The organism is Brachyspira sp. (assembly GCF_029258575.1).
Lineage (GTDB): Bacteria > Spirochaetota > Brachyspiria > Brachyspirales > Brachyspiraceae > Brachyspira.
The window spans coordinates 24,107-35,354 of record NZ_JARHYI010000130.1 but is presented as its reverse complement, the minus strand read 5'-3'; the positions used below and the strand labels follow the sequence as shown (position 1 = coordinate 35,354).

General features: G+C 27.2%; 13 protein-coding genes. 8 read left to right on the top strand and 5 right to left on the bottom strand.

Translation table 11 applies throughout. The features are described 5' to 3' along the window. From Q1J76_RS10260 to Q1J76_RS10240, 5 genes are all read left to right on the top strand, one after another. Window positions 1–1,572: class I SAM-dependent methyltransferase (locus Q1J76_RS10260; protein ID WP_300369983.1), on the top strand; the 1,572-nt coding region annotated here is incomplete at its 5' end. Between the two features lie 169 nt (window positions 1,573–1,741). Continuing rightward, the gene (locus Q1J76_RS10255) at window positions 1,742–2,356 is read left to right on the top strand and encodes an OmpA family protein (RefSeq protein WP_300369982.1); all 615 of its coding nucleotides are present in this window, start codon (window positions 1,742–1,744) and stop codon (window positions 2,354–2,356) included. A gap of 21 nt (window positions 2,357–2,377) precedes the next feature. Next, on the top strand, window positions 2,378–3,007 hold the full coding sequence (locus Q1J76_RS10250; protein ID WP_300369981.1) for an OmpA family protein: 630 nt from the start codon (window positions 2,378–2,380) through the stop codon (window positions 3,005–3,007). 83 nt (window positions 3,008–3,090) lie between these two features. Further along, window positions 3,091–4,248: a HEAT repeat domain-containing protein gene (locus tag Q1J76_RS10245; RefSeq protein ID WP_300369980.1), complete on the top strand. Its 1,158-nt coding sequence runs from the start codon at window positions 3,091–3,093 to the stop codon at window positions 4,246–4,248. Window positions 4,249–4,291: 43 nt separating this feature from the next. Then, window positions 4,292–4,633, top strand: a complete 342-nt coding sequence (locus Q1J76_RS10240; RefSeq protein WP_300369979.1) for a type ISP restriction/modification enzyme — start codon at window positions 4,292–4,294, stop codon at window positions 4,631–4,633. 4 nt (window positions 4,634–4,637) lie between these two features. Here the strand turns inward: Q1J76_RS10240 and Q1J76_RS10235 are convergent, their stop codons facing one another. The 4 genes from Q1J76_RS10235 to Q1J76_RS10220 form a co-directional block, all read right to left on the bottom strand. After that, window positions 4,638–5,243 (bottom strand): ImmA/IrrE family metallo-endopeptidase, encoded by a 606-nt coding sequence (locus tag Q1J76_RS10235; protein ID WP_300369978.1) that lies wholly within the window; start codon window positions 5,241–5,243, stop codon window positions 4,638–4,640. After that, window positions 5,240–5,464 (bottom strand): hypothetical protein, encoded by a 225-nt coding sequence (locus tag Q1J76_RS10230; protein WP_300369977.1) that lies wholly within the window; start codon window positions 5,462–5,464, stop codon window positions 5,240–5,242. Before Q1J76_RS10230 ends, Q1J76_RS10235 begins: the two co-directional genes overlap by 4 nt. A 97-nt stretch (window positions 5,465–5,561) precedes the next feature. Beyond that, the gene (locus Q1J76_RS10225; protein ID WP_300369976.1) at window positions 5,562–6,155 is read right to left on the bottom strand and encodes an L-threonylcarbamoyladenylate synthase; all 594 of its coding nucleotides are present in this window, start codon (window positions 6,153–6,155) and stop codon (window positions 5,562–5,564) included. 10 nt (window positions 6,156–6,165) lie between these two features. Then, on the bottom strand, window positions 6,166–7,188 hold the full coding sequence (locus Q1J76_RS10220; RefSeq protein WP_300369975.1) for a GGDEF domain-containing response regulator: 1,023 nt from the start codon (window positions 7,186–7,188) through the stop codon (window positions 6,166–6,168). A gap of 268 nt (window positions 7,189–7,456) precedes the next feature. Between Q1J76_RS10220 and Q1J76_RS10215 the strand changes: the two genes are divergently transcribed. From Q1J76_RS10215 to Q1J76_RS10205, 3 genes are all read left to right on the top strand, one after another. Continuing rightward, entirely contained in the window at window positions 7,457–8,815 is a 1,359-nt protein-coding gene (locus Q1J76_RS10215; RefSeq protein ID WP_300369974.1) for an aspartate kinase, read from the top strand. A 132-nt stretch (window positions 8,816–8,947) separates the two neighbouring features. Then, window positions 8,948–9,343 (top strand): DUF4234 domain-containing protein, encoded by a 396-nt coding sequence (locus tag Q1J76_RS10210; protein ID WP_300369984.1) that lies wholly within the window; start codon window positions 8,948–8,950, stop codon window positions 9,341–9,343. A gap of 140 nt (window positions 9,344–9,483) precedes the next feature. Continuing rightward, window positions 9,484–10,653 (top strand): DUF2268 domain-containing putative Zn-dependent protease, encoded by a 1,170-nt coding sequence (locus tag Q1J76_RS10205; RefSeq protein WP_300369973.1) that lies wholly within the window; start codon window positions 9,484–9,486, stop codon window positions 10,651–10,653. A 111-nt stretch (window positions 10,654–10,764) separates the two neighbouring features. On the opposite strand, the gene Q1J76_RS10200 is transcribed toward Q1J76_RS10205, so the two are convergent. Next, window positions 10,765–11,229: a YbaK/EbsC family protein gene (locus tag Q1J76_RS10200; RefSeq protein WP_300369972.1), complete on the bottom strand. Its 465-nt coding sequence runs from the start codon at window positions 11,227–11,229 to the stop codon at window positions 10,765–10,767. Between the last annotated feature and the right edge of the window lie 19 nt (window positions 11,230–11,248).

Below are 11,248 nucleotides of genomic sequence, written 5' to 3'. Positions count from 1 at the left end.
AAAGATAGCAGTATAACAACTTGTAAGTATAATGAAATAAAAAATATAAAACCATATTTAATAATAGTAGACAACAGGGAAGTAGAATCTAAATATATAATAGAATTAAAAAAAATAAGTAATGTTATAATAGTAGATAGTGCGGGCAATGAGAGAGCATTTGCTGATATAGTTATAGAAATGCTTCCGAATTTGGATAATTCTAAAGAGGTTAATATAAAGCCTTTTATAGTAACTATACTAAATTCTAATATAAAACCTAAATATGATGCCGATGCTCCTGTTTTACTTTATTTGGGATTTAATAATGAATTAAAAAAGAAAGCTATAGATATAATAAGCAAAATAAAAGATAAAAATTTTGTTTTGATAGACTCAGAAAAAGAAAGTGAATATGATAATATCAAATACAAAAATTTCGGAACAGATATATTTTTAAATCCATATAGTGCTGTAATGACATATTTTGGACTTACTGCTTTTGAATGTTTGGAATCTTCAATACCTGTAATATTGCTTTCGCCTACAAAGTATCATGATGATTTGGGAGAAAATCAGAAGGAATTATTTTTTAATTTGGGCTTTTTTCAGGATATAGATACAAATACTGCTGTGTCAAAATTGAGAGAATTTCTATTTAATAATAATAATCAGCATATAAACAAAGGCGAATTGATAAATACCGAAAAATCTTTAGAGCGTATAAAAATTATAATAGATAATATTAAAGATTTCAAAAATATAAAATGTCCTTTTTGTCAAAGTATCCGTATAGAGATGAAAAATAGAAATTTAGAATCTAATCTATATAAATGCAGAAAATGTAATACTTTATTTAGAAAATATTTTCTTCCTCCTTTTACAGATTATTCATCAAAATATTTTGTAGAAGATTATAAGAATCAGTACGGTAAAACTTATGAGGAAGACAGTACCAATTTAACAGCTTTAGCCAAAAGAAGATTGGAAAAAATAAAGAAAATAAAACCTAATGGAAAAGTTCTTGATATAGGAAGTGCAATGGGATTTTTCCTTAAAGAGGCAAGAGAATGCGGTTATGAAACAGAGGGAATAGAAATAAGTGAATATGCCTCTAATTATTGTATAAATACTCTCAATCTTAATGTACATAATTGTTCTTTACTTGATTTTGAGTACAAAGAAAAAGAATATGATATAATAACTGCTTGGTATGTTATAGAGCATATATATAATTTTGAAACTATTTTGGAGCGTATGATATATTCTCTTAGAGATGATGGTATTTTAGCCTTTGCTACACCTAATGGTAACGGATTAAGCGGAAGATTTAATAAGAATTATTTTTCTATAGTGCCTTCAGATCATGCCTTTGAAACTAATCCTAAATCTCTTGATATACTTATGTCTAAATATTCATTAAAATGTGTTAATATTGAAAATCAAAGTGTTTATTATAATAGATTATGTGATATATTTGGCTTTAATTTTATCAAAAAAAATGGTTTTTTATCAAAAATATACAATTCAGTAGCTAAAAAGAAAAATTTGGGTGATACATTTGAATGCATATATATAAAATCCACAAAATAGTTCTATAAAATGTATTATATGTAAAAAAATAACTTTATATATTGATAACCATACATAATGATTTTACAAATATATTATTGTCTTGTTATAAATATATGAAGATGTATTATGTTAATTATTTTAATATGATATCAGAATATAAATATGATTTTTATAAGGGAAAATAATCATGAAAAAAGTATTTTTAATTATGTGTTTAATCATTATTTCCATAGTGGCTTGTAAAAGTGCACCTGTAGCTAATGGACCTGAGAAAGGAGCTGGATTTCAAACAACAGAAGGTAATAATCAAAATGCCAAGGGGTTAAATTTACCAGACGGAGCTAGTGTAAGAGAAACTCCAAGGGGAAAAGTATTAGTTTTGCATGATCCTAAATCTAAATCAGATATTGGAAAAAAAGGAAGTACCTACGAGGTAAAATTCAGTTTTGATAATACTATAGAAATAGGAAGCTATAAAGAGGCATATAATCTAGTACATCAAATAATAAATAATAATCCTAATGTTAGAATAATGGTAGAAGGAAATTCCAGTAAAGATGGTCCTGCTCCATACAATTACAAATTATCTCAAAGAAGATCTGATAAAAGTTATAATTATATAATCAAATTAGGTGTGGAAAACAGTAAATTACTTAAAAATGCATTCGGGGAGGCTTTACCTGAATATCCTACTCTTCAGGAAAATAGAAGAAGTGAATTTATTATCATAATGAATGAAGCTGATTTGAAAAAATATAACGATTTTGCTAAAACTGTCGACATTAATAAAGAAAAAAATTAATGCCGAGGTTTAAGTAAAATAATGAAAAAACTTTTATTTATTTTTAGTTTATTGATCTTTGTTATAGCATGTAAGAGTACACCTAAAAGTACTACTCCTGAAGATGTTGTTATAGCAGATGAGCCTGCTGCAGTAGAAGAAATAGAAGAAAAGCCGAAACAAGAAGAAACTAAAACATTAGCTTCTGAAAATAAAGAGCTTTATCTTCCTGCTAATACCTCTATAAGAGAAACTGATAGAGGAAGAATATTGGAAACTACACCTAAAGTGATATTTAAATTTGTAGAAACTAATATGCCCGCTACAGCAGATAAATCTTTTACTCAGGTTATAGAGTTTTTAGATAAAAATCCAGATATAAATATTGTTCTAGAAGCTCATACAAGTAATAGAGGTAAAGCTTATCCTTATAACTATAATTTATCTGTTATAAGGGCTAAAAACGGAAGATCGTATCTATTGGCTAAAGGGGTTGCTTCTGATAGGGTTATAGAAAGTCCTTTAGGAGAGGCTCTTCCTGAATATCCTGCTCAAAATGAATTGAGAAGATATGAATTTGTTATTATAGAAAATGATGAAGATATGGTAAAGTATAATACATATATTTCTAGTTTGGATGTAAAACAAGAAAGCACATTTCAAGGAAATTAATTTTTTATATAAAACTTTAAACCTCCTTTATTATTATAATATTAAAGGGGGTTTATTATCAACTTTAAGGAAATTTTTATTTTATGAGAAATATAATATTATTTACTTTTTTATTCACTACAATTATTAATTTTGAAGTATTTGCAGAAAGCCCTACAAATGAAGCTCCTAGCACTCCTATAAGTGAAACTAATACTTCATCTGTTTCATCAAGCTTGGCTAATGCTGAATATGAAAAGGCTTTCAAATATGGTACTCCTACTCAAAAAATAGCTACAATAGCTAAAATAAAAAGAACAAAAAATGAAGCTGATATTACTATGATTGCTAATCATTATCCTGAAGAAATGAATAATAGAGTAAAAAGCGAGATTATTAATTTCTTCAAGCAAAATAAAAATGATAATGCAAAAATGGTGATAGAGTATGCTATTAAAGATGAGAATGATAGTGTAAGAAAAGATGCTTATTATTTATGCTCTATTTATCCTGATATAAAATATGAAGTTCCTATAATGGCAGAAATTACAAATGCATCTGGTCTTGTATTGGATAGTATGGTAAATGCTTTGGGTGCTATAAAATCGGAAATTGCAGCTGATTATTTATTGGAGCAGTATACTAATAATACTATAGGTTCATCTACAAAAGTTGAGATATTGAGATATTTCAGCGAAACAAAAAATACTAAAGGTGAAGATATCTGTAAAAATGCAGCACAGAATGCAGGAGAGCCTGCTTTGGTTCGTTATATGGGAGTTGTAGCTTTGGGTGCTTATCCTAGTGCTGAAAATTATGAGATATTACAGAAACTTCTAGCTGAAGATTTACCTGAAATTACTGCTAGGGTTATATATGTACTTCCAGAATACAGTGCTTACGGCGATGTAAAAAAAGACATTATAGAAGCAGCTAAAAATGACAGCGATTCTGTAAGACTTTATGCTATCAAGGCTTTATCTGATTATAAATCTGAACCTGAAATAGAGGAACTTCTTCTTTATAGGCTTAAAAATGATAACTCTGAAGCTATCACTTCAGAAATAATTAGTTTATACAAAGATTCAGCTCCTACTGGAAATATGTATGAAGCTATAAAAAAATTAGCCGATTCATCTGCAAGCGATAAAATAAAGAATCTTGCAAAATCTGTTATAGGCGAAGGAAAATCATCTTCTGCCCCTACTATAGAAGAATCACTCACTGGTGTAAAAAATGATTCTGCTGATACTACTAATTAAAAAATAATATATACATTTTTATTGGGCTTGCTGTTATTTTATAATGGTAAGTCTTTTTTATTTTTTTAATCTACTCTGCCCGCCCACCCACCCCAAAATTTATTTTAAATTCTTTAATTTATTAACCGCACGCAGAATAAAATTTTTCTGTAAATTTGAAAATAACAAAATAAAAATCAACTCCTCACAGTATTTCGACAATGTCAGCGAAGAGGTATACAATTATTCAATCGGAGGTTACAAGCCTATAGAAAAATATATAAAGGCTCGCGAAACTCTTACTCTTAATGACATTATGCATATACAGAAAGTTATTAGCGTTATTGAAAAAACTATTGAGATTCAAAAGAGTATTGATGGGGTTTATATGAAAATTGATAATTAAAAAATTATTTGAATTTAAACAACCGTTCCACATTAGAAAGAATTTCATCAATACCTTTTGATATTAATGATTTGCTTCTATTTCTATAAAAATCATCTTTATCTAAAATAGCTAATATTGAAAACACTGTTACAACTTTTTCCAATTCTTTTTCATTCTTTTTAGTGGATACATATTTCATATATAAATGACCAAGTTCATGTGCTATCAACAATCTTTTTTGTTTATCTTCCAATCTATCATCATAATAAATTATAGCACCAGCACCAATATTTCTTTTAGCAAAAGTTATAATTTGGGCTTTTCTCTTATTATATATAGTAAAAGGTTCTATCAAAATAGGGAATAATCTATAATGTTTAGCTTCCATTAAAGTAAATAATTCTTGCCTCTTCGTATCATCTTTTTCATTTTCCATTCTATGTTTTAATTCTTTCTTTACTTTATCATTAATAACATCTTCAATTGCAGAAACTAAATGAGATAAATAATTTTTGGTTATAAATGGCTGTAATATATTGTTAAAGTCATCTATTATATAATTTATATATTCTTCATTCAAATTTAAAGAATCTGATATTTTTTTAATATCATATTTATCAATATTCAAAATAGCCTCCAAGAACCCTCTATAAAAGCAGATAGAATTGCTAAATAATTATCTTCATCTGTATAATCACCAGGAACATCAAATACTTCATCTATTGACATAACATCTTTTAAAATATTCTCTTTTTCTTTGAAATCTTTTATATTTTGAGATTCAAAAAAATCTTCTATTTGCTTTTCTGTTGTTAATTGAATTATATCTTCCTTTTTATAATTAAACATAAAAGCCCCCTCTAAAAATTTTTGATAAATTTATCACATTCTATCAATTATTTAATAATAAACTATTTGACAAAAATGTCAATAGTCGGCGTTTATTTTAATTTAAATGAACAGCACCCTGACGAAGAACTTTATTTTCTAAGCAGTCATAAAGTGTGGAAGGCATTTTATTTTCTAATACTCCTGCATTAATTATTAAGTCAGCTTTATCTTTGTAAAGTTCTACTAATTCATTGCCGTCAAGTATCACTCCGTAACCGCTAGGATTGGCTGAAGGAGCTACTAAAGGATTAGTGCCTTTTAATATAAACTGCATATATTTATCATTAGGTATTCTTAAAGCTACAGTATCTTTTAAATATGAGAATGTGTTTTTTAATTCATTAAAAAGAGGCATAATGAAAGTTAATTCGCCAGGTATATTTTTTTTGATTTTATCAGGTACTTCTTTATCAGAAAATTTTGATACGCTCTCTAAATTACTTAAAAGAATCAAAAGAGGTTTATTCTTCTCTCTTTCTTTGATAGAATATATCTTATTCACAGCATCGGTATTGAAAGCATCGGCAAGCATTCCATAAACTGTATCTGTAGGAGAAACAACTATTCCTCCATCATTTATAACTTTTACAACTTCATTTGCCGCATACAATATACTTTCATTATTATTTTTATCAAGATTAATAATCATAAAATTGATATTACCTTTTAATAAGTGTAGGATGCACAAATAAACTTGCAAACCCCCTTCTTTTTGCATTATGAAGTGCTAAAAGTACAGGTGCAATTTCTTTATCCATATTTTCTATATGATAGTTTTTCTTATATGCAGTATATGATATTCCTACAGAGATAGTATATTTTATTATAATTCCATTATATTCAAGTTCATTTTTATCAACGAAATTTCTTATCTCATCTATTTTTTTATCATATAGTTTTATATTCATCCTATTGAAAGTAACCATAAATTGATTATTATCAAATCTTGCTATAATATCTTCTTTTCTTGTAGTTTTTCTAAGCACTTCAGTAAATTTCAGCATTATCTCTTCAGCTGCAATTATTCCGAATTCGCTTATAATATTATCAAGACCGTCTATAGAAAAGCAAGCGAGTACAATAGTTTCTTCATGCCTTACAGTTTCATAAAGCAGTCTTGAAAATTGCTCATAAAATTCTTTTTTATTCCAAAGCCCTGTTTCCAAATCTATATTCAATATATCATCATATTTTTTCTGAGCTTCTTTATATGATTGATAATTTCTATTTGAAACTTCAGTCATATCAGTTAAAGAGTTTTGAAGATAATCAGCCTGTTTAATTAATTTTTGATGTTCTACATATAGCTTTCTAAATTTTAGGCAGCTATTTACTCTTACAACAAGCTCCATTTCATCGAAAGGTATAAATATAAGTCCGTCAATTCCTAGATTTATTGCTTCTTCTATAAACTCCATTTTTCTATACGGAGTGCTTAGAAGTATTACAGGAGTTCCTTTAGTAGATTCCTGATTTTTAAATGTATCTAAAAGATGAAGACCTTGAGAATCTCCTATATCAGCATCTAAAAGTATCAAATCTAATGTACTTTCATTAGAGATATTAACTGCCTGCGAACGAGATTTGGTTGATATAGGGTTATAATGTCTTGCTCTTAATATATCAACAAATCTTTCTAATAGATCTGTTCTATGCTCTACTACTAAAATATTTTCATTCATAATTAATTACATCTTCAAAGTATATAAATATTATATTAAAGTATCGTAAATTTGCACAATATATTGAATAAAAAATAGCTTTATTAATTATATTTCAATTTAATATATCATATTTTGATATTAATAAAATAAATATTTTACTTAATTTATTTCAATATTTATCGAAATTTAATAGCTGATTGTTATAAATATGTAATTAAAATAAAAGTGATTTTATACTGTTATATATTATATTAATTTTTAAAATTTTTATGGAGGATAAGTAAAAATGAAAGTTGCAAAATTTGGCGGTTCTTCTGTAGTAAATGCAAGTCAGATAAAAAAAGTAGTTGATATAATTCTAGCCGATAAGGAAAGAAAAATTATAGTTGTATCAGCTCCTGGTAAAAGTATTAAAGAAGATACTAAAGTAACCGACTTGCTTATCACTCTTGCTGAAACTATTATTTCTGGAAAAGATGGAAAGTTAGAATTAAAGATTATTATAGAGAGATTCAAAAATATTATAGATGAACTTTCCCTTTCTAATGATATTTTAGAAGAGATTCAAAATGATATTCTAAAAAGAATATCTGAAGATAAATCTATAGCAATAAAGTTTATAGATGGGGTTAAGTCATTAGGAGAAGATTTATCTGCTAAAGTAATGGCTGCTTATATTAATTCTATAGGAGTAAAAGCAAAATATGTGAATCCTAAAGATGCAGGACTTTTACTTTCAGAGGAATTTGGTAATGCCACTGTACTTGAAAAATCTTATGATAATTTATCTAAATTAAAAGATGAAGATGCTTTAGTGATATTCCCCGGATTTTTCGGATATACAGAAAAAGGCGATATAGTAACTTTTCCTAGAGGAGGAAGTGATATTACAGGTGCCATATTAGCTAAAGCCGTTCAAGCTGAAGTTTATGAAAACTTTACTGATGTAGATGGTGTATTTGCTGCTGCTCCTACTATAGTGGATCATCCTAAATTGATAGATGAGTTTACATATAGAGAGATGAGAGAATTAAGCTATGGAGGATTTAATGTTCTTCATGCAGAGGCACTTCAGCCTGTTTATGAAGCAAATATACCTGTTCATATACTTAATACTAATAATCCTTCGGCTAAAGGTACTAAAATAGTTGCAAATAGAAATAAGGCTGTTAATCCTGTAGTTGGTGTTTCTGGAGAAGATGATTTTTCATGTCTTTATGTTAGTAAATACTTAATGAACAGGGAAGTTGGTTTTGGAAGAAAGCTTTTAGAAATAATAGAAAATGAAAATATACCTTATCAGCATGCTCCTTCTGGAATCGATAATATATCTGTAATAGTAAGAAATTCAGCAATTACACCTGAAAAAGAAAAGCGTATATATGAAAGAGTAAGAGATGAACTTAATGTAGATAATATATATTTTGAACATGGGCTTGCTTTGATTATGCTTGTAGGAGAAGGTATGCAGCAATGTGTAGGAGTTTCTGCTAGAGCTATGCATGCTATGGAGAAATGTAATATCAATATAGAAATGCTTAATCAGGGAATAAGCGAAGTTAGTATTATGATAGGAATTAAAAATAATGATCTAAATAAGGCTATTAAAAGTATATATAAAACATTTTTTGAAGAACAAAATTGATAGTTATATAAAACTTTTGAAAAAATAAGAATACTCTATGAAAAATGTAAAATAATATTCTAATATATTGACTATTTTAGTAAATAACATATAATTATCTCACAATAAAAAACATGTCATGGAGGTTTAATGATATATAAAGGAACAGTTAGAAGTATTCCTATGATTGTAGTTTTAATTATAGTTACATGCGGAATATATTATATTTATTGGATTTATAAAACCACAGAAGAAATCAAAAATTTTATGGAAAGAGAAGATATAAATCCAACATTAGAATTGATATTATCAATAGTAACCTGCGGTTTATATACTTTTTATTGGATTTATAAATATGGTAAAATGGTTAATACAGAAATGCCCAAAAAAGTTGGAATGGAGAGTAGCGAAGACAATACAATATTATTAGTAATATTAGCACTTTTTATATCTCCTGTAACTGTTGCTATATTTCAGGATAAATTAAATAATATCTGGAATAGTATTGGTGATAATTCAGATAATACTACTAGTAATATAGAATCATAATATAAAATTAATAATACTAAAAAATCAAAAGGCTTGCCTATATAGGTAAGTCTTTTTTTATCGAGTTTTTATGAACAGTTTTTTATTATTTTCCGATACTAATTATTAAATGCATTATAATTTTATAAGGAGCTACAATAATGAAAAAATATTTAATACTGTTTATATTTGTATTCAATATATTTATTCTAAATGCCAAAGAATACAGTACTCTAAATGAAGTATTGAAAACTCCTGTAAGTTATAATATTTATAAAGGAAAAAATACAGAAAAAACTTTTAATGCTGTAAGATATATAAATAATAATTATTCTAAAGAAACTCTTAAAGCAAAAAATATATATTCAACTTCCAAAATAGATATATTTTTGGAAAATGGATTAAACATAAATGAAAGAGAATTAGAAAGCATTATATCAGAATTATCAAAAATATATGAGATGGAAGAATATTTATACGGCAAATTAAATGGAAGATTAACTCTTTTGATAATGAATATTAACGGCGGATATACAGGAGATAAACCTTATATGCAGGGTTATTCTATTTTGGACGGGCTTGAAGAGATAAAAAATGATGATGAGAATATAATATTTTTGGATTATATAAATGGATGGGATAATATAGAATCTGTTGTAAATACTATAGCTCATGAACTTCATCATGTTATACATTACAGTCAACTTAAAAATAAAAGCAGCAGTTCATTCGATATATGGGTTGATGAGGCATTATCCGAGGCGGCAGTTATTGCATACAGAGGAAAAGTTCCTTCAAACAGACTTAATTATTATAACAGCGATTCTATGTATTTAATAACAAAAGGAGATTATTTTCTTAATTGGAATCAGGGCTACACAGTGCATAAATATGCTACAGTTTCTTTATTTATGTATTGGCTTGGGCTTCATTCTAAAAATGGTTTTGAAATTTATAAAGATATAGCAAATGCCCCTGATGAATATAAAGGTACTTACAAGGCTATACTTTATGCTGCAAATAAAAATATAAAGCAGTTTAAAGATTGGAGTGAGCTTTATGCTACTTGGCTTGAGGCAAATTATAAAAACGACAGAAACGGTTTATACGGATATAAAGGTTACATAGAAACCAAGCCTAAAATTATTACTATACAGTATAATTGTCCTATGGCACCTGGTTCAGCTATTTATGTTAAAGGTGATTTTATGTCAGATGATACGCTTTTGAGATATGTTGAGCTTGGTGATGATATTTATATAGTTTATAATCCTGATGTTAACACTAAAGGAAAGGATAGATATTTGATAGTTAATTCATCATTTTATTAATTGATAAAAAACTGCTATTTTAATTCTTTAGCCATTTTTATAGCTCCTGAAAATAAGTATATGGGAATACCTAAACCATATATATACTTACTATAATAATTAATTAGTAAATTAGTCTTCTGTGAGTTCAACTTCTACATTAGAAATTTTTTCTAATATTTCTTCATAAGTCATTTTAGCTAAAGAGCTGTCGCTTCCGCAAGCTATATAAAGTGCCTCAAATCTTTTCATACTTTTATCTACAAGTACATCAATATTTTTATCTATACCGAAAGGGCATACTCCTCCGAAAGTAAAGCCTGTAAGTTTAAAAGTGTCTTCTGCATTTGCAAAGCTGGTTTTACATTCAAAATAGGAACGCATTTTTTTAGAAGAAATTTTTTTATCTCCTGAAGCTATTATCATTGCAAAATGTTCTTTTTTTGATGGTTTTACAAGTATAGATTTAGCAACCTGTCCTCTTTCTATATTCAGAGTTTTAGCAGCATCATCAACAGTTTTTGTTGCACCTGCCTCCTCAAACTCTTTATATTCTATACTAAGTTCTTTTAAAGTATTAAGTACTTTTTCATTCATAAATAAGCCGATTTATATA

Bases quoted from the DNA above. Each gene is read 5' to 3' on its own strand.
- Q1J76_RS10255 (WP_300369982.1), top strand. From the start codon at position 1,742: ATGAAAAAAGTATTTTTAATTATGTGTTTAATCATTATTTCCATAGTG.
- Q1J76_RS10250 (WP_300369981.1), top strand. From the start codon at position 2,378: ATGAAAAAACTTTTATTTATTTTTAGTTTATTGATCTTTGTTATAGCA.
- Q1J76_RS10245 (WP_300369980.1), top strand. From the start codon at position 3,091: ATGAGAAATATAATATTATTTACTTTTTTATTCACTACAATTATTAAT.
- Q1J76_RS10240 (WP_300369979.1), top strand. From the start codon at position 4,292: ATGGTAAGTCTTTTTTATTTTTTTAATCTACTCTGCCCGCCCACCCAC.
- Q1J76_RS10230 (WP_300369977.1), bottom strand. From the start codon at position 5,464: ATGTTTAATTATAAAAAGGAAGATATAATTCAATTAACAACAGAAAAG.
- Q1J76_RS10225 (WP_300369976.1), bottom strand. From the start codon at position 6,155: ATGATTATTAATCTTGATAAAAATAATAATGAAAGTATATTGTATGCG.
- Q1J76_RS10220 (WP_300369975.1), bottom strand. From the start codon at position 7,188: ATGAATGAAAATATTTTAGTAGTAGAGCATAGAACAGATCTATTAGAA.
- Q1J76_RS10215 (WP_300369974.1), top strand. From the start codon at position 7,457: ATGAAAGTTGCAAAATTTGGCGGTTCTTCTGTAGTAAATGCAAGTCAG.
- Q1J76_RS10205 (WP_300369973.1), top strand. From the start codon at position 9,484: ATGAAAAAATATTTAATACTGTTTATATTTGTATTCAATATATTTATT.
- Q1J76_RS10200 (WP_300369972.1), bottom strand. From the start codon at position 11,229: ATGAATGAAAAAGTACTTAATACTTTAAAAGAACTTAGTATAGAATAT.